The organism is Sinorhizobium mexicanum, from assembly GCF_013488225.1.
GTDB classification, from domain to species: Bacteria; Pseudomonadota; Alphaproteobacteria; order Rhizobiales; family Rhizobiaceae; genus Sinorhizobium; species Sinorhizobium mexicanum.
Genome location: NZ_CP041238.1, coordinates 2112341 through 2129739 on the forward strand (window position 1 = coordinate 2112341; position 17399 = coordinate 2129739).

The 17399-nt window shown below is 61.5% G+C and carries 15 protein-coding genes; 6 read left to right on the forward strand and 9 right to left on the reverse strand.

Annotation, left to right across the window (positions count from 1 at the left end):
- Positions 1-79: 79 nt before the first annotated feature.
- A complete protein-coding gene (locus FKV68_RS09975) occupies positions 80-1255 on the reverse strand; it encodes an anhydro-N-acetylmuramic acid kinase (RefSeq protein ID WP_180941458.1) in 1176 nt (391 codons plus the stop codon).
- Positions 1256-1423: 168 nt separating this feature from the next.
- Here FKV68_RS09975 and tyrS point away from each other — a divergent pair, with 168 nt between their 5' ends.
- Positions 1424-2674 carry a tyrosine--tRNA ligase gene (gene tyrS, locus FKV68_RS09980; RefSeq protein WP_180941318.1) on the forward strand — a complete coding sequence of 417 codons (1251 nt, stop codon included), beginning with the start codon at positions 1424-1426 and terminating at the stop codon, positions 2672-2674.
- Positions 2675-2823: 149 nt separating this feature from the next.
- On the opposite strand, the gene FKV68_RS09985 is transcribed toward tyrS, so the two are convergent.
- Complete coding sequence (locus FKV68_RS09985) at positions 2824-6210, reverse strand: YhdP family protein (RefSeq protein ID WP_180941319.1); 3387 nt, start codon at positions 6208-6210, stop codon at positions 2824-2826.
- Between the two features lie 428 nt (positions 6211-6638).
- Here FKV68_RS09985 and FKV68_RS09990 point away from each other — a divergent pair, with 428 nt between their 5' ends.
- The 5 genes from FKV68_RS09990 to FKV68_RS10010 all read left to right on the forward strand — a co-directional run bounded on the left by FKV68_RS09990 (position 6639) and on the right by FKV68_RS10010 (position 11495).
- Positions 6639-7106, forward strand: coding sequence for a peroxiredoxin (locus FKV68_RS09990; protein ID WP_180941320.1), 468 nt, complete (start codon positions 6639-6641; stop codon positions 7104-7106).
- Positions 7107-7123: 17 nt separating this feature from the next.
- A complete protein-coding gene (locus FKV68_RS09995; RefSeq protein WP_180941321.1) occupies positions 7124-7951 on the forward strand; it encodes a ferritin-like domain-containing protein in 828 nt (275 codons plus the stop codon).
- 93 nt (positions 7952-8044) lie between these two features.
- Entirely contained in the window at positions 8045-9370 is a 1326-nt protein-coding gene (locus FKV68_RS10000) for a M23 family metallopeptidase (RefSeq protein WP_180941322.1), read from the forward strand.
- A gap of 197 nt (positions 9371-9567) precedes the next feature.
- Positions 9568-11076, forward strand: a complete 1509-nt coding sequence (locus FKV68_RS10005; RefSeq protein WP_180941323.1) for a DEAD/DEAH box helicase — start codon at positions 9568-9570, stop codon at positions 11074-11076.
- Between the two features lie 11 nt (positions 11077-11087).
- Positions 11088-11495, forward strand: coding sequence for an NUDIX hydrolase (locus FKV68_RS10010; RefSeq protein ID WP_180941324.1), 408 nt, complete (start codon positions 11088-11090; stop codon positions 11493-11495).
- Positions 11496-11528: 33 nt separating this feature from the next.
- Here the strand turns inward: FKV68_RS10010 and FKV68_RS10015 are convergent, their stop codons facing one another.
- From FKV68_RS10015 to FKV68_RS10045, 7 genes are read right to left on the reverse strand one after another with little or no spacing between them, the layout of a single operon-like run.
- Positions 11529-11846, reverse strand: a complete 318-nt coding sequence (locus tag FKV68_RS10015; RefSeq protein ID WP_180941325.1) for a TfoX/Sxy family protein — start codon at positions 11844-11846, stop codon at positions 11529-11531.
- Positions 11847-11848: 2 nt separating this feature from the next.
- Positions 11849-13465, reverse strand: a complete 1617-nt coding sequence (locus FKV68_RS10020) for an NTP transferase domain-containing protein (protein WP_180941326.1) — start codon at positions 13463-13465, stop codon at positions 11849-11851.
- Positions 13462-14169, reverse strand: coding sequence for an XdhC family protein (locus FKV68_RS10025; RefSeq protein WP_180941327.1), 708 nt, complete (start codon positions 14167-14169; stop codon positions 13462-13464). The genes FKV68_RS10020 and FKV68_RS10025 overlap by 4 nt, the downstream gene beginning before the upstream one ends.
- Positions 14170-14171: 2 nt before the next feature.
- A complete protein-coding gene (locus FKV68_RS10030; protein ID WP_180941328.1) occupies positions 14172-14504 on the reverse strand; it encodes an XdhC family protein in 333 nt (110 codons plus the stop codon).
- Positions 14505-14527: 23 nt separating this feature from the next.
- The gene (locus FKV68_RS10035; RefSeq protein WP_180941329.1) at positions 14528-15787 is read right to left on the reverse strand and encodes a vWA domain-containing protein; all 1260 of its coding nucleotides are present in this window, start codon (positions 15785-15787) and stop codon (positions 14528-14530) included.
- Positions 15788-15792: 5 nt separating this feature from the next.
- Positions 15793-16722 carry an AAA family ATPase gene (locus tag FKV68_RS10040; RefSeq protein WP_180941330.1) on the reverse strand — a complete coding sequence of 310 codons (930 nt, stop codon included), beginning with the start codon at positions 16720-16722 and terminating at the stop codon, positions 15793-15795.
- A gap of 24 nt (positions 16723-16746) precedes the next feature.
- Positions 16747-17274 carry a flavin reductase gene (locus FKV68_RS10045; RefSeq protein WP_180941331.1) on the reverse strand — a complete coding sequence of 176 codons (528 nt, stop codon included), beginning with the start codon at positions 17272-17274 and terminating at the stop codon, positions 16747-16749.
- Positions 17275-17399 lie beyond the last annotated feature (125 nt).

Sequence of the window (17399 nt, forward strand, 5' to 3'; positions counted from 1 at the left end):
AGTCTCACACACGGGAAGCTATCCTAGCGGCGGAGTACGAAGAAACAATTAGAGCACAAGGAAAAGTGTGAAGTTGCTGTCAAGGCCGTTCGCCGTATGTTGTCCCTTGATCAGGTTCGGTATCTATCGCCTGCGATGCAAATCGACCACCACTCACGGGGCGATCGACGCCGGTCGTTTCGGGGTAGGTCAACGGCAAGCCACGCAGTGACCTCACTGCCAGATACGCCCACGCCTCGGCCTCCATCGAATCGCCGTTTAATTCCAGTGCTTCAGCGGTAAGCACGCGGCCGTGCGCGGTATCGGCGAGCGCCGTCAGATCCTTCATGATGGTCGGATTGAGCCGGCCGCCGCCGCAGATCACATAGGTCGCCGGTGCCTCCGGAAGATGCCCTGCCGATTTGAAAATGGCTGCGGCGGTGACGTAGGCGAGCGTGCGCGCGCCGTCTTCCAGGCCTGCGTCGGCGCCCGAGGGTGGCGCGAAGTCGTTACGGTCGAGCGAGCGGCGCTTCTCCGCGGTAAAGAACGGATGAGAGAGATAGCGGTCGGCGAGTTCTGGCACGATCGTGCCTTCGCTCGCGATCATGCCGCCCTGATCATAAGGGACACCGGCATGGGCCTCCACCCATTGGTCGATCAGCGTATTGCCGGGACCGCTGTCATAGGCGACGATTCGCCCGTCCGCGCCAACGAAAGTGAGGTTGGAGATACCACCGATGTTGACGAAGACAACCGGTGCGTCGATCGCCCGCTTTTCCGACAAGCCATGTGCCAGCGCGGCGTGGTAGACCGGAATGAGCGGCGCACCCTGGCCGCCATGGATCATGTCGTTGGCCCGCATATCGTAGACGATGTCGATTTGTGTTTCGCGCGCCAGCAGGTCTCCGTCGCCGATCTGCACCGTCAATCCCTCGTCGGGGCGGTGCAGGACTGTTTGCCCATGGAAACCTATTACATCAATATTCTCGGGCAATAGATTGTTTTCACGCAGAAATGCCATGACTGCCTCCGCATGGCGCAGCGTTAAGTCCCGCTCCAGTTGGGCGAGTGTCCCCGGCCTTTCCGTTCGGACGGTGATCGATTTGGCGTCTTCAAGCCCCTGTTTCAGCCGTGCTCGAAAATGCGCATCATAGGCGTATCCGGCCGAAGGGCCTCTCTCAACGATGTTCTCGCCGTCGGTCCGGAGCAGCGCGACGTCGATGCCGTCCATGCTCGTGCCGCTCATCAGGCCGATCGCCGTCAAGAGCTTGCCCATTGATTCCTCCGCGCTGGTCGCCTCGATCGATGCCGGCAGGAACAGACACTGTTCCTCGTCCGCCTCGCCGTTCATAACAAAATGCCCGCCAACCAAAAACGTGCACTTTCGACAAAACAATGATAAACGCCGGCCGCAGACGTCCTACCCAGCCGAAAGAAACAGGTTATGTCCGAGTTCAAGTCCGAATTCCTCCATACGCTCAGCGAGCGCGGTTTCATCCATCAGACCTCCGATGATGCCGGGCTCGACCAGCTGTTCCGTACGGAAACCGTGACTGCCTATATCGGCTTCGATCCTACCGCACCGAGTCTCCATGCGGGCGGTCTCATTCAGATCATGATGCTTCACTGGCTGCAGGCGACCGGGCACCGACCGATCTCGCTCATGGGTGGCGGCACCGGCATGGTCGGTGATCCGTCCTTCAAGGACGAGGCGCGGCAACTGATGACGCCGCAGACGATCGCGGCCAACATTGCCAGCATCAAGACGGTATTTTCCAACTACCTGAAATACGGAGAAGGACCGACGGACGCATTGATGATCAACAATGCGGACTGGCTGCTTGGCATCAACTACCTCGAATTCCTGCGTGATGTCGGTCGCCACTTCTCGGTAAACCGCATGCTGTCGTTCGACAGCGTCAAGACGCGGCTCGATCGCGAACAGTCGCTGTCGTTCCTCGAATTCAATTACATGATCCTCCAGGCCTATGATTTCGTGGAACTCCACAAGCGGACGGGATGCCGGCTGCAAATGGGCGGTTCGGATCAATGGGGCAACATCGTCAACGGCATCGATCTCGGCCACCGCATGGGCACGCCGCAGCTGTACGCGCTCACATCGCCGCTTCTGACCACGGCGTCCGGCGCCAAGATGGGCAAGTCGGTCACCGGCGCCATTTGGCTCAATCCCGATATGCTCGGCGCTTACGACTTCTGGCAATACTGGCGCAATACCGAGGATGCTGACGTCGTCCGTTTCCTGAAGCTCTACACGACCTTGCCGATGACGGAGATCAATCGTCTGGCCAAGCTCGGCGGTTCCGAGATCAACGAGGTCAAGAAGATCCTCGCGACGGAAATCACGGCCATGCTGCACGGGCGCCCGGCCGCCGAGCAGGCAGCCGAAACGGCGCGCAAGACCTTCGAGGAAGGCGCGCTTGCCGAGAACCTGCCGTCGGTCGAAGTCCCCGGCTCCGAACTCAAGGCCGGCGTCGGGTTACTGACGCTCATCGTGCGGGCCGGTCTGGCGGCCTCCAATGGCGAAGCGCGACGCCACGTCCAGGGCGGTGCTGTGAGAATCAACGACGAAGCGATCAGCGACGAACGTCGTGTCGTGGCGTATGACGACATCGCCGGCGGCGTCATCAAGCTTTCGCTCGGCAAGAAGAAGCATATCCTGGTGCGACCGGCCTGAGCCGCATGGGAGAGTCCTTTGCGCATCTGATAAGACGCGCGCCGCTATAGAACGGGAGGGGAAGCTGCAGCTTCCCCTCCCGTTCTCGTTTTTGCATTTTGCTGTCGATGGACTCCGCGGTAATACCGCCATGGTCCGGATCGATCGTCTCACTGAAACTCGAAAATGCTGCGGAACACGCCGGGCGCGATGATTGACAACGGGTTGATCGTGAGTTGGGGTTGCGTGAATTGGCCGGTCAGCTTGAAGGTGATGCCGAGCAGGCCGCGATCACGGCCGTTGCCGAGGAGAACTCCGATCAGTGGAAGTTCGCCGAACAGCCGGTTCAGGCCGTAGGCCGGCATGAAGGTACCCGTCATGTCCATCCGATCCCGCGAGTCGCGGACGGTGCCCTGGAATGTCGCCCCGACATTGACGCCGCGCAGGATGCCGCTTTCGACGCGGATCGTGCCCTGATCCAGGAAGAGTTGAGCGAAGCCGCGGTCGAACTGCGCGGTGCTCACGTCGATATCACGCCGAACCGCCTCATTAAGGCTACGGCCATCCTCTCCCGCCGGCGTCGAGACCATGGATTGCAGCCGCTGTTCACCGACGAGCGAGAATTTGCGCACATCCACAGCGCCGCGCCAGGAACGCGCGCCACGGTCGCGCAGCCTAAGATTCATCAGGCCGCCGCGCATGTTGCGATAGATATCGGCAAAGCGCGCCAGCGAGCCTGCGTCACCGGTTGTCAGTTCCAGTATGTTGTCGGCGCCGGATTTGGCGCTCTTGGCGACAACCGCTTGCCCGCTCCCGGTCACAGCCGAAAAGTCGATATCCTCGATCTGTTGCCCGCGGGCCGAATAGAAGAAGCGCACATTGGACAAGACTTCGCCATTGAAGCCCGTGACCTGGTCAAGCCGGGCTTTGAGCGTGATATTGCCACTGTCAGCCGAGTCGGATCCGGCTTTCACGCGCACCAGCGCCGGTCTGATGTCCGCTGCCCGACCTGTCAGGCCAACAGCATAACCGCCCTTGTTCCGATCGATCGTGACGGCAAAATTGTCTCCGCCTGCAAGGCGCACACCGTTCAACTCGGCCGATGCAAGGCCGGCGTCGTCGACGCGCAGACGACCTGCAGCACCGAACCCGTCGCCAGCGATATCGAAATCGCCGATCTCGGTTACTCCGTCGCTTGCCTTGACGGTGAATTGGGCTTTGGCTGGGATTCCGGCTCCCTTGCTCCAGCCGATCCAGGGCAGCGACAGCGACGCCTTGCCGAGATCCGCCTTGACGGATTGGCTGCCGTCGTCCGCCATCGATACGTCGACACCCACTGGCCCGCTGACGCTGCCGGACAAGGCCGGAGCGATCTTCCGTCGGGCGGCGTCGTCGAGCGTTCCGGAGATTTCGCGTGTTCGCTTCACGTTTGCCTTGCTGTCCACCGGCTCGGTCAGTGCGATCCGCATCTTGGAACCGTCGATCAGTGCATCGGCCTCAAGTACCGCCTGGGCGTTGTCGATCCGCATGGTGCCCGCCAGGTTCGCGATGGAACGACCTGAGATGGGACGGTTAATCGTCACGTCCTGTAGCTGCATCTCCGCCTGCCAGAGAGGCGACGGCGGCTTCTGATCCGAAATCAGGCCGAACCGCGCCCCAACCAAGGCGGTCATCGGCCCGGTGAAATCCTGAGGCACGAATGGTGTCTTCTGGAGAGCACGGATCGGTTTGTAAGCGACCAGTTCGGCAATAGCGTCGGCCTGCCCGCCGACTTCGATCTTCATTTCCGCCATCAACGGCTTTGAATAGACATCGGGTATGATGAAGTCGCCGCCGTTCAACGCGACCGAGCGCCCGGACGGGAAATAGGCGGCCCCCCGCTCGACGTCGACGACCATGCGCTCGCCGCTGAGCTTGAAATGGCCCGCCGTGTCGCGAAGCGGCGGGATATCGCCGGCGATATTGATCCGGGTGTCTTCGATGTCGAAGTTTATGTTGAGCTCATGCTCGTTGAGCCTGAGGTCGCCCTTGTTGTTGGCGATCCGTCCCTCGGCTATCGAAACCTCGATCCGCGCGTCGGTAACCGTGCCGCCGAAGAGATTGCCGATCGCCCATCGTCTCGCTCCCTTGGCAATCCACCAAGGCCACAATTGCTTGACGGCGGTGGAATGCATCTGATCGCTGAGCATGGCGAAGCTGATCTGCGGCGACGTCTTGCCGAAGGTCACAGACAGCGAACCGGCCATGGAACCAAGCGGGCTCGATATCGCCAGTTGGTCGAAAATAAGCCTGTGACTGCCGGCCTCGAAGCGTCCGCTTGCCTTAGCGTCGAAGGCAAGCGGGCTATCCTGTATGTCTTCAGGGTCCGAGCTTGCGTTCCTCAACAGAAGGTCAACGGCGAAGCCCTTTTGGCTGGCCTCTGCAACCTTGTCGAGATCGATGAGGGCGCCGGTAAAAGGAAAGCTCGAGCGTCCGATCTTGACGATGGACGGCAATATTTCGACCGAGGCGCGGTCAAAATCATAGGAGACATTCAGTTCCGAGGGATTGAGCGCGGAAACAAGGCCACCGGCATGGAACGACCCCTGCGATGTCCTGATGCCGACGTCCAGCGCCGGCTTCTGGCCGTCAGCCGCGCGGGTGGCCTTCAGGCTGACGTCCGCCGCCGCCTCGACACCGAAGGCTTCCTCGCTTCCCGATTTGCCGTGATAGAGAAAGGGAGAGAGCGGCAAAGCACTGACGGTCCCTTCGAAGCCGCCGATGCGGCCATTCTCGCCGAGGGCCCTGGCGGTCAATTGCGCTTCGATCCCGTCGATCGCGACCGTTCCGTCGACGCGCATGGAGCTGTCGGGGTCGTGCGTGAACTCCAGCGTTTTCACTTCCACGGGAACGACGCGACCACGCGAGCCCGTGACTGAGAGGCTGAAATCGGAGAGCAGCACGGTTTGAGTCGCCCTGCCCGCGGTCAGCCGCGACATGCGATCGGCCTGCGCAAACAACTTCTCGAGCGCATCGCCGACATCGGCGATGCGGATCGTGGTGAGGTCGATCGGTTCGCCGCGTGGCAGCAAACCTGTATCGAGCTGGCCTTCTTCGGCCTCGAGACGCGACACGGCGATGCGTCCGGTCATCAGGGCGAAGGGATCGAGTGCTATCGAAATTGCGCCGAGCTTGGCGAGATGGCGGCCCGACCCTCTTTCCTTGAGCGTCACCCCGCGCGCCTTTAGTGCAAGCGCACCACCGCTGGTCATGCGGAGAACGGTGCTCTCGACATCGGCATTGTAGTTTTCGCCAAGAGCGGCGTTCAGCGCCGTGCGCGCCCGCCGGTTGAGCGGCCCGTCGACCAGGCCGCTTTCGATGGCGGCGACAAGGGACGCCACGACGAGGAAAGCGAGCAGCGAGCAGCACAGTATGATCTTGCCGAGAAAACGCATGGCGCCGCCCGGCCGAGGCGCATGCACGATCACCGGATCATGGGCCTGCGCCGAAGGCAGCTCGTGCAGCGCGATGATGTCTTCCTTGCGAAAGCAAACCCTTTCGCCGCGGATATCGCTCATCGGTGCCGGCGCCCTCCAGCTAAGTGCGGCATTGCATATTTCCTTGTAAGACCAGTCGCCGCGCGCGAGGGCCGGACCTTTCTTTCACCCATGTAGATCACAATTTGTCGAGCCACGTCACCACGCGTCCCTGCCGATGCTGTGGAAAGGCTCGCTACCGCCCCGGTTTTTGCATGACGAAACGCCGACCAGACTCCTAGCCGGGGAAGCCGTCCGCCGCCTGTCAAATTTATCACATATGCGCTGGACGGCCGTCGTTGATTTTCGATATGCCCTACAGCGTCCTTTGTGCGTCGTTTCAGACGGACAAAGGACGCTGTAGCACTTTGAATCGCTGCATGTTTTTTGTCCTTAAATCGACTGCGATTTCAGGAAACATGCAGTAGCTGCCGAATGTCTGCAAAACTTGGCGTAAGAAAGGTTAAATCATGGCACGATTAGGACCAGGTGATGTCGCACCCGACTTTGAACTTCCTCGCGACGGTGGTGGTTCAATCTCGCTCTCCGCTCTCCGCGGCAAACCGGTGGTGCTCTTTTTCTATCCCAAGGACGATACCAAGGCCTGCACCGAGGAAGCGATCTCCTTCTCGAGCCTCGCCAACGATTTCGCGGCGGCGGGCGTCGTTCTGATCGGGCTCTCGCCCGATTCGGTTAAAAGGCACGACCGCTTCGCCAAGAAGCACAATCTCACCGTTATGCTGGCGGCGGACGAAGAAAAGAACGTCGTCAATGCCTACGGCGTCTGGGCGGAGAAGACCCTGTATGGGCGCAAATACATGGGCGTCGAGCGTACGACATTCCTGATAAACCCGGATGGGACCATCAACCGGGTCTGGAAAAAGGTCAGGGTTGCCGGCCACGCGAGCGAGGTTCTGGCGGCCGCGAAGACGCTTTGAACCGAGAGAAGCGAGAGATGACCGACCTTCCGCAGTTCCACAGTTTGCGAGGCGCTGCCGTCGAGGCGATCCGCACGCCGGACCTTCAGCAAAAGACTGAGTTGGCGCAGGCGGCGGCGCGACGTTGGCAAGGGAGAAAGCTGTCGTTGCGCTCCCCGCTAGATCGTTCGGTTCCCGAGCGTCCAGGACGTCCGGCGAAACCCGTGCTCACGCCGCCGACCCAGGTCAAGCGGCGCTCGCTCGGTTCATTGAAAGGGCGCATCGCGCTCCTGCACGCGATCGCGCATATCGAATTGAACGCCGTCGACCTGGCGCTCGATATCGTCGCCCGCTTTGCCTCGGAAGCTGTGCCCAATTCTTTCTTCGACGGATGGATGCAGGTCGCCTTCGAGGAGGCGAAACATTTTCGGATGGTGCGGCAGAGGCTGAACGACCTTGGTGCGGACTATGGCGATCTGCCCGCGCATGACGGGCTGTGGCAGGCCGCGCACGATACGCGGAACGACCTGACCGCGCGCCTTGCCGTCGTCCCGCTCATACTCGAAGCCCGCGGTCTTGACGTCACGCCGGCTCTGCAGGCGAAAATGCGCGAAACCGGCGATCACGAAAGTGCTGCCGTTCTGGATGTGATCTACGAAGACGAAAAGGGGCACGTCGCCGTCGGGGCAAAATGGTTCCGCTTCCTGTGCGCCCGACAAAAGAAAGATCCGGCCGCAACGTTTCAGGCGCTCGTGCGGGCGAATTTTCGCGGACCGCTGAAGGCCCCGTTCAATGATATTGCGCGCGCGGAAGCTGGTTTGACGCCGTCCTTCTATCGCTCGATGACAGCGTCCACCAACATCTGATATCGGCCCACGCTCAATCGTTTGTTAACCCTAATAAAGTGTAATCGCTCCCGGGCAACGCGAGGTGGTTCGCATCCGGCTGGGGGTGATGTGGTGTCTGGTCGTTCGGCAAACGGCGCCTTTCGAAAGCGCAAGCAAAGCCACGTGCTTATCCTGGCGAGCGGCGACAAGGTGCGACACATGACCGTCCGCCCGTGGATGGCGGCGCTGGCTGCCTCCGTCATCGGGGTCTTCAGCATTGGTTATCTGGCGGCCACGACCTACCTAGTCCTGCGCGACGACCTCATTGGTGGCACGATCGCTCGCCAAGCCCGTATGCAACACGAATACGAAGACCGAATCACTGCTCTCAGGGCGCAAGTAGATCGGGTGACGAGCCGGCAATTGCTGGACCAGCAAGTCGTCGAGGACAAAGTCGAGAAGCTCCTGCAGCAGCAGTCGGCGCTATCTTCGCGCAGTGACAAGCTTGGTGCCTTGGCGGCAAGTGCCGACACTTCCGAAGGCCTAGGCGATGAGGCATCTCCTGCGGCTGACCCGCTCGCTTTCGATAAGCCTGCAGATGCGAAAGCTGGGGTGGAGGCAATTGAAGAGATCATGGGGTTGAACAGGGAGGCCGGCGCAACGCCGATCCGCCTCGGCGCCCTCGGCTACGCACCTGCCCAGCCCGAAAATGGCGAAAAGGAAACCGTCTCCGATCGGGCGGACCGGATATTTTCCAAAGTCACGCTTTCGCTCAAGGACGTCGAGCGCGATCAGATGGCCCGCATGGAGCATTTGACGAGCAGCGCGAACCGGACGTCTGAAACCATCAGGACGATCGTTGAGCGCACCGGCGTCACACTGTCGGCCGGCACGACGGAGGCTGCTGCGAGCAAGGTCGATGGAAATGCGATCGGCGGACCGTTCGTCGAACCGCAGGATGAGGACCCGTTCGGGAAATCGCTTGCCGCGCTCGATAGCGCGCTTTTGGAATTGGAGGAAACCCGCGACGCCGCCCGCAAGTTGCCGCTCCTAAGTCCGGCACCCGCCAGCGATGTCACCAGCAATTTCGGCAACCGGCTGGATCCGTTTATGGGGCGACTGGCGCTTCACGCGGGCATCGATTTTCGAGTATCGATCGGCACGCGCATTCGCTCGGCGGCCGCTGGGACCGTCACCACGGCCGGCCCGACGGGCGGGTACGGCAATATGGTCGAAATCGATCATGGCAACGGCGTCGTAACCCGTTATGCCCACCTGTCGGTCATTCTCGTCAATGTCGGCGACCATGTGCGAGCAGACGACGTCATCGCCAAGTCCGGAAGCACCGGGCGATCGACGGGTCCGCATCTGCATTATGAAGTTCGCTTGGACGGCCGCGCCATCGATCCAGTGCATTTTCTTCGCGCCGGCACGAAGCTCGCGGGCTTGATGAACTGACGTCTACGAGCGCTAATATCGTCTCCTTACGCTTGACAAGAAATGGACAGATTCGCACTCGTTTACCTTTCATTGCTTCAACGTGCTGGATTTCTTGACTTTCGGCGCCTTTCGGCTTAAGAGCGCCGCCACGTGGTGGCGCATTTTCCATCGATCGAGCAGTGTTCTATTGAACCGGAACGGAAACAGTTTCCCCTTTGACCAATTTTGCTGACCTTGGCCTGAGCCAAAAAGTTCTCTCCGCCGTTACCGATGCGGGCTACGCAACTCCTACTCCGATCCAGGCCGGGGCCATCCCTCCGGCGCTGCAACGCCGTGACATTCTGGGTATAGCACAGACCGGAACCGGCAAGACGGCGTCCTTCGTTTTGCCGATGCTGACGCTGTTGGAAAAGGGTCGTGCCCGCGCCCGCATGCCGCGCACGCTGATCCTCGAGCCGACGCGCGAGCTCGCCGCGCAGGTCGCGGAGAACTTTGACAAGTACGGCAAGAACCACAAGCTCAACATCGCGCTTTTGATCGGTGGCGTTTCCTTTGATGAACAGGACCGCAAGCTCGAGCGCGGAGCCGATGTGCTGATCTGCACCCCCGGCCGCCTGCTCGACCACTTCGAGCGCGGCAAGTTGCTGATGACCGGCGTCGAGATCCTTGTCATCGACGAAGCGGACCGCATGCTCGACATGGGTTTCATCCCTGACATCGAACGAATCGCGAAGCTCATTCCCTTCACACGCCAAACGCTGTTCTTCTCGGCGACGATGCCGCCGGAAATCCAGAAGCTTGCCGACCGCTTCCTGCAGAATCCGGAGCGTGTGGAGGTGGCCCGTCCGGCCTCTACCGCGAACACCGTGACGCAGCGGTTCGTTGCCGCACATGCCAAGGACTATGAGAAACGCGCCGTCCTGCGCGATCTGATCCGCGCCCAGGACGAATTGAAGAACGCAATCATCTTCTGCAATCGCAAGAAGGACGTTGCTGATCTGTTCCGTTCGCTCGATCGCCACGGCTTCTCCGTCGGCGCATTGCATGGAGACATGGATCAGCGCTCGCGCATGGCGATGCTCGCCAATTTCAAGGACGGCAATATCAAGCTGCTCGTCGCTTCAGATGTAGCCGCGCGCGGGCTGGATATTCCCGATGTCAGCCATGTCTTCAATTTCGACGTCCCGATTCACGCGGAAGACTATGTTCACCGTATCGGCCGCACCGGCCGCGCAGGCCGTTCCGGTGCTTCTTTCACGCTCGTCACGAAGCGCGACACGAAATTCTCGGATGCCATCGAGAAGCTGATCGGCCAGAAGGTCGAGTGGCTGAACGGCGATCTTTCCGAGCTTCCGGAACCGATGGAAAGCCATGACACCGGTCGCAAGGATCGTGGCCGCGATCGTCATAAGGACCGCAAAAAAGATGTGGAACGTTCCGGCAGGGGCCGCTCCGAACATAGATCTGATACTGCCTATGCCGATAGTGCGGCTGAACTCGAACCAGTCGCGGAAAGGGCGGAAGCGGTGAAACCGGAACGCAATGCAGACAATGGGCGCGGCCATGCCGGCCGCAACGATCGGCCTGGCCGTGCGCAGAATGCCGCCAATGACGACAACCGCGACCGCCGCAACCGGCATCGTCGCGATCATGACGACGGTCCGACGCCCGTCGGTTTTGGCGATGAGATCCCGGCCTTCATGTTGATCGCCGGCAAGGCTTGACTTTCGGCCTCATGGCACTTCCCGGCGTCGATTTCCCCGGTGTTGGTTGCGGACTCGCAATCGTGCGCGACGGCAAGATCCTGCTTTGCCGGCGCCTCAAGGCGCCAGAGGCGGGCCACTGGAACATCGTCGGGGGCAAGGTCGACCATATGGAACGCGCCGAGAATGCGGCGCGCCGAGAGGCGGAAGAGGAAAGCGGCCTTTCGATCCATTCGACCCGCTTTCTCTGCGTCAGCGAACAGGTGATCGAAGCCGACCAGCAGCACTGGATTTCGCTCATCTACGTCACGGAAGATTTTTCAGGTGAGCCGCATCTCACCGAACCGGACAAGCTCTCCGACATCGGCTGGTTTGATCTTTCCGCCCTGCCCCAGCCGCTCTCGCGTTTCGCCGCCGACGCGCTTCGGGCCCTCGCCTGAGCTCTTGGCCTCGTTAGTTCGGGCAGCACCACTCTACTTTCTTGTTCTGAGCGCCGCCGCGTAGGCGATCCTCACCCAGCGCGCCATTTCGTCCGGGTCGTCGAGTGCCGGATCGGGAATGCTCCAATAGGGCATCTTCACGCTTTTGCCTTTGCCGTCGTAGGCCCACTGGCGGCAGCCCGCCTGCTCGTACTCGGGCGCCGATTCGGCGTCGCCTTTGAGAAGGATTTCGCCGTCGACTTCGAGCGCGAAGATCACGCCTTCGAAATAGATGCCCTTGCCGCCGAACATGCGGCGGATCGTCACCGGTCCCAGCGTTTCGAACATCTCCTCGATCGCCGCATTGTCCATCGTCACTCCTTCAGTACGCCGCCTGCGGCGATGATTGCGTCCGGGGTGTCGAGATCAAGGCGCGCCGCTTCACCAAGCTCGACGTCGATGACCGGGAGCCCGCATCGTTCGACGATATGCCGTGCCCCGACGTCGCCGACGAGTTGCCTGACCGCGGCGAAGGTCTCTTTCGGCAGGATGACGGGATTGCCGCGCTGGCCTTGCGAAACGGCGCGCACGACCGCTTGCCTGCCTTCGCCGTCGAAGACTTCAATCATCTTGTGCAGGTGATCGGCGGTAATACCCGGCATGTCCGCCAGCATCACGAGAGCGCCGCCTGCCTCCGTTCCGAGCGCGGTCACGCCTGCTACCAGCGAAGAGGCCATGCCGGCGGTGTAGTCCGGATTCGAGGCAAACTCCACAGGCAGGCCTGCGAGCGCGGCGCGAATATCCGCTTCGCGGTGTCCGGTTACGACGACCACCTTTCCGGCATCGGCGGCGAGTGCGGTTTCGACTGTGCGCCGGACCAGTGGAACGCCGTCGAACTCGGCCAGGAGCTTGTGTCCGCCGCTAGCCCCCATCCTGCTTGCCCGCCCCGCAGCCAGGACGACGATTCGTGCCGGGCCTCGCGGTGGATTGGCGGTTTGCTCTCGCGGCTGCGGCCGCGTCGGGATCTCGTTCAGAAGGCCGCCGACACCGAGGCCGGTTATATCCTCAGAATTCGGCCATTCACCGGCAAGCAGGCGGTCGAGAATCCAGTCGAACCCGTTTTCCCTGGGACTGCGTGCGCAACCCGGTGCCCCGACGACAGGACTTTCGGCAATTCGGCCCAGGACCAGAAGATTGCCCGGATCGACCGGCATTCCGACATGTTCGACGACTCCGCCTGCGCGTCGGATTGCCGCCGGAATCACGTCGTCCGGATCGGAGACTGCCGAAGCGCCGAAGATGACGATCAGGTCATGGGCCGGCTTGAGATCGGCGATGGCGGCGGCAACCGCCGCCTCCGTATGCGCCACACGACGTTCCGTGACGAGATGGCTTCCGGAGCGCAAGAGCCGGGCTGCGAGAACCGCATGGGTCTTGTCCATCACTTGCGGCTTGAGCGACGGCAACTCGGTTGCGATCAGTCCCGCGCGGTGTGGCACGAACGGTTTCACCTCAAAGGCAGGCTCCGCTCGCAGTATACGCTCCGCCTGTTCGACGAACGGCTCCGCTACCGCCAGTGGGATGATCTTGATCGTCGCCACCATGTCGCCCGTTTCAACCGCCGTGTGATCGGCGAGACAGGCGAGCGTGATCGCCGGATCGATCCGGTTCAGCCGGTCGACGACAGTGCGGTTTGCAACGAAAAGGCCAGAAACGGTGGCGTGGGCATTCACCCGGCCGGTCGCTGCTTTTGAAAAGCGCAGGTGGTCGGGAGCGATCGCCGCGGCGATGCGTGCCGCCGCCTCGTTTTCGAGTAGGTCATCGGCATCGAGCCGGGCGACGATGACCTCCTCCACACCGGCTTCGGCAAACGTCGCGATGTCCGTTCGGCTCAGCCGGTGGCCTTTCGGCAATCGCTGCGCTCCGGTTTTCATTGCGTGTGCAAGAACAGCGCCCTCGGCATCGGCGAGCCGTGCGGGACCAAATCTCATCTTGCACCTCCCGCCCGGCCCGTCGGATCACGGCGGCGCAGGGCTTCGATGATCTCGGCCAGGATCGCGACGGCAATTTCGGCGGGGCTCGCCGCGCCAATGTCGAGGCCGATCGGGGCCTTGATCCGATCGATGGCGTCCGTGGGCACGCCTGCCTGTCCCAATCGTTCGACGCGTGCTGCATGCGTTTTGCGGCTGCCGAGCGCGCCCACATAGAAACAGCGCGCTTCCAGAGCCGCCCGGATCGGATGATCGTCGATCTTCGGATCATGCGTAAGCGCGGCGAGTGCCGTGTAGCGGTCGAGTGGCCTCGAAGGCAGAACGTCTTCCGGCCATTCAGCCAGGAGTTCGACGGCACGGAACCGCTCAGGTGTCGCGAACGCAGTGCGCGGATCTATGATCGTCATGTCGAATCCGGCAACCGTCGCCAGCTCGGCAAGCGCCTGGGAGATGTGAACGGCGCCGATCGCAACGATGCGCGGTGGCGGCAGATGGACATTGACGAAGAGCGATCGTCCCTCGACCGCCGCAACGCCTGCGCGTCCCGAGCGCAATGCCGCGACGATCAGGCCGTCCCATTCCGGCGGAAAGCGCGCGCCTTCGAGAAAAACCTGACTGGCGCCGTCCGAAAGATCGGTGACGACCACGGCCGCCCGTCGCGCGGCACGCGCTGCATTGATTGCTTGAAGGGTGGAGCGTTCCATCGTCAGCCGTCAACTCTTTCGACATAGACCCGGATGCGGCCGCCGCAGGAAAGGCCGACGCGCCAGGCCGTCTCGTCGGCAACACCGAATTCGAGGATCTTGGGTGTTCCTGATTCGATGATGTCCATTGCCTCGGCGATGACGGCGCCTTCGACGCATCCGCCTGAGACGGATCCCTGGAAATTCCCTTCTTCATCGATCACCAGATGGCTGCCGATCGGTCGCGGTGCAGAACCCCATGTCTCGATGACGGTCGCAAGCGCCACTTTGCGTCCGTCGTTGCACCAGGTTTCGGCGATCTTCAGCGGGTCAAGAATATTGGGCTCATTCGACATGTTGGCTACCCGTTGTTTGTGTCTCATGCCGTTCGCGCACGCAGAAAGCGTCGCGGATCGGCGCCCTGCACACCTTGACCGGACAGCGACTTCACCAGTTCGGCCACAGACTCAAGATTGTGCACCGCCCGGAATTCGTCAACATGCGGCAGCATGGCCCGGACGCCCCGGGCGCGTGCTTCAAAACCGTCGAAGCGCAGCAGCGGGTTGAGCCAGATGAGGCGCCGGCAAGAGCGATGCAGTCGATCGATCTCGACTTCGAGTTCTGCCGTGTCATCGCGCTCGAGGCCGTCGGTGATCAGGAGGACGATGGCACCCTGCCCGAGCACCCGGCGCAACCAACGCCGGTTGAATTCGTGAAGCGTTTCTCCAATGCGTGTGCCACCAGACCAATCCTTGACCGCTGCCACGCATTCGTCGAGCGCTTCGTCGGGATCGCGGTTGCGCATCTGGCGCGTGACATTCGTCAGCCGCGTCCCGAAAAGAAACGTGTGAACGCGTTGTCGCTGTTCCGTCAGCGCGTGCAGGAAATGCAGGAAAATCCGCGTGTACTGGCTCATCGATCCAGAAATATCGGCGAGCACGACGAGCGGCGGGTGAACAAGGCGCGGCTCGCGAAAGCGCGGCAGAATCAACTCGCCGCCAAAGCGCATTGCATCGCGCATGGTGGCGCGCGGATCGATCCGCGCTGGCCGATGGGCAGCGCGAAAGCGACGGGTTCGGACGCGATCCAGCGGCAATATCAGGGATGACAAGACCTTCCGCGCCTCCGCGATCTCCGCGGCGGTCATCTGCGCGAAATCCGCCTTGCGGAAGAGCTCGCGACCGGAGACCGTGTCGCGGGCATCTATCTCGATTTCCGGTTCGTCGCGCGGCGGACGGGCGTCGTCCCTTCCTGCGAGGAGTGCCTCGCGGAGTCGCTCCGCGCCCGCACGCCTAGCGCGATCTTCCCCCTGCCGCTCGGGTGCAATCGGCGACAGAAGAGCGATCATCTTCTGGACGAGGTCGCGCGACCGCCAGAAGAGGTTGAACGCTTCGTCGAACAGCAGCTGGTCCTCATGACGCTTGACGAACGTGCATTGAAGGGCGGCATAAAACTCGTTGCGAGACCCGATCCCGATCAAGGTAGCGGCATCGATGGCGTCAGCAATTGCGGCGGGACCTATTCTCATTCCTGCCCTTCGAAGAGCGCGGGCAAAGAATACGATGTTGTCGGCAAGTTTGCCGTCGCCCGGCGCGACAGAAGAAACTGCGACCGAAGAAACTATTTGGTCGTCCACCATGACGGTCAGCCCTGAGCCAGGAGTTCGGCCTTGACCTCGGCAAGCAGCTTGCGCCCCTCCGCACCCTCGATCCGGGCGATATCATCCTGGTATTTGAGCAGCGTGCCGAGCGTGTCGGCTATCGTTTCCGGATCGAGCGCCAATCGGTCAAGTTCGGTGAGCGCCGTCGCCCAGTCGATCGTCTCCGCCACGCCGGGGTTCTTGAAGAGATCAATCGCCCGCAGTCTTTGGACATAGGCGACGACTTCCCGCGAGAGAGTGGCGCTACAGCCGGGCACCTTGCGCCGGATGATCTCCAGTTCCTGTGCCGCCTTCGGATAGTCGACCCAGTGATAAAGACAGCGTCGCTTCAGGGCGTCATGAATTTCGCGGGTGCGGTTGGTCGTGATGATGACGATCGGCGGCTCATCCGCTTTGATCGTCCCGAGCTCGGGGATCGTAACCTGAAAATCGGAAAGCACTTCCAGAAGGAAAGCCTCGAAAGCTTCGTCGGTGCGGTCGAGTTCGTCGATCAGGAACACCGGGGCCCGGCCCACGCCAGCGGATATTGCCTGAAGCACCGGGCGGCGGATCAGAAACCGTTCGGAGAAGATGTCGCCCTCGATCCTTTGGCGATCGACCGTGCCGGCCGCCTCCGAAAGGCGAATTTCCAGCATCTGCGCCGGATAGTTCCATTCATAGACGGCTGAGGAGACGTCGAGCCCTTCGTAGCATTGCAGCCGGATCAGCGGGCGATCGAGCGAACGGGCGAGGACCTTGGCGATCTCGGTCTTGCCGACACCGGCCTCGCCTTCCAGAAACAGCGGGCGCTTCATTTTCAGCGCCAGGAAAAGCACCGTCGCAAGTTGAGTTCCGGCGAGGTAATTCTGTGCCTCCAGCATTGCCATCGTCTCGTCGATGGATTGCGGCAGCTTTCCCGTCTCGTGTTTCGCCATGTTTCCTCCACAGCCGAAGAAAACTTATAGCGTGTGATACCCACGGTCCACATAAATGAGCGGTGGGTGCTTCTCGCCGAGGTGCATATCGACGACCTCGCCGAAGAGGATGAGATGGGTCGCCATGATCTTGACCTCGATGAGTCGGCAGTCGAAGGCGACGACGGCGTCGGTAAGAATGGGCGCGCCGGTCGTGAGCTGCGTCCATTGGCCGAACGCGAAGCGCCGGTCCATGTCGAGCTGGTCCCGGCCGGAGAAAGCATGAGCCAGCGCCCGGTGCGGCTCGCCAAGCACGTTGAGCGCGAAAGCACCGGAGCGTGCGAAGATATCGTTGCGCGGATTTGCTGCATTGAGGCAGGCAAGGATCGTCGGCGGATCGTCAGAGACCGAGCAGGACGCAGTGATCGTGACGCCGCGCCGCGTGCGCCCATCGGCCGTGGTGATGAGGTCCACATGAGCGGACATGCGGCTCATCGCGTCGCGGTAACTTATTGGGTCCAGTCGGGTCTTCTCCAACACATCTCTCTCCGGATTGATGTCTTGCACATACATAGACTCTCACGGAAAATATGAAACCCGGCCGCGCGAGATTCTTGCGGAGCAGCGGCATAGTCATGGCGTGATCGGAATGGCGAGCTCTTATTGTGCGATCTTTTCCTTTGACGGAGAGAGACACA

Excerpts from the sequence above, each read along its gene's own strand:
- FKV68_RS09975 (WP_180941458.1), bottom strand. The coding sequence starts at position 1,255 with ATGGGCAAGCTCTTGACGGCGATCGGCCTGATGAGCGGCACGAGCATG.
- FKV68_RS10030 (WP_180941328.1), bottom strand. The coding sequence starts at position 14,504 with ATGTCGAATGAGCCCAATATTCTTGACCCGCTGAAGATCGCCGAAACC.
- FKV68_RS10025 (WP_180941327.1), bottom strand. The coding sequence starts at position 14,169 with ATGGAACGCTCCACCCTTCAAGCAATCAATGCAGCGCGTGCCGCGCGA.
- FKV68_RS09995 (WP_180941321.1), top strand. The coding sequence starts at position 7,124 with ATGACCGACCTTCCGCAGTTCCACAGTTTGCGAGGCGCTGCCGTCGAG.
- FKV68_RS09985 (WP_180941319.1), bottom strand. The coding sequence starts at position 6,210 with ATGAGCGATATCCGCGGCGAAAGGGTTTGCTTTCGCAAGGAAGACATC.
- FKV68_RS10035 (WP_180941329.1), bottom strand. The coding sequence starts at position 15,787 with ATGGTGGACGACCAAATAGTTTCTTCGGTCGCAGTTTCTTCTGTCGCG.
- FKV68_RS10020 (WP_180941326.1), bottom strand. The coding sequence starts at position 13,465 with ATGAGATTTGGTCCCGCACGGCTCGCCGATGCCGAGGGCGCTGTTCTT.
- FKV68_RS10045 (WP_180941331.1), bottom strand. The coding sequence starts at position 17,274 with ATGTATGTGCAAGACATCAATCCGGAGAGAGATGTGTTGGAGAAGACC.
- tyrS (WP_180941318.1), top strand. The coding sequence starts at position 1,424 with ATGTCCGAGTTCAAGTCCGAATTCCTCCATACGCTCAGCGAGCGCGGT.
- FKV68_RS10040 (WP_180941330.1), bottom strand. The coding sequence starts at position 16,722 with ATGGCGAAACACGAGACGGGAAAGCTGCCGCAATCCATCGACGAGACG.
- FKV68_RS10015 (WP_180941325.1), bottom strand. The coding sequence starts at position 11,846 with ATGGACAATGCGGCGATCGAGGAGATGTTCGAAACGCTGGGACCGGTG.
- FKV68_RS10010 (WP_180941324.1), top strand. The coding sequence starts at position 11,088 with ATGGCACTTCCCGGCGTCGATTTCCCCGGTGTTGGTTGCGGACTCGCA.
- FKV68_RS09990 (WP_180941320.1), top strand. The coding sequence starts at position 6,639 with ATGGCACGATTAGGACCAGGTGATGTCGCACCCGACTTTGAACTTCCT.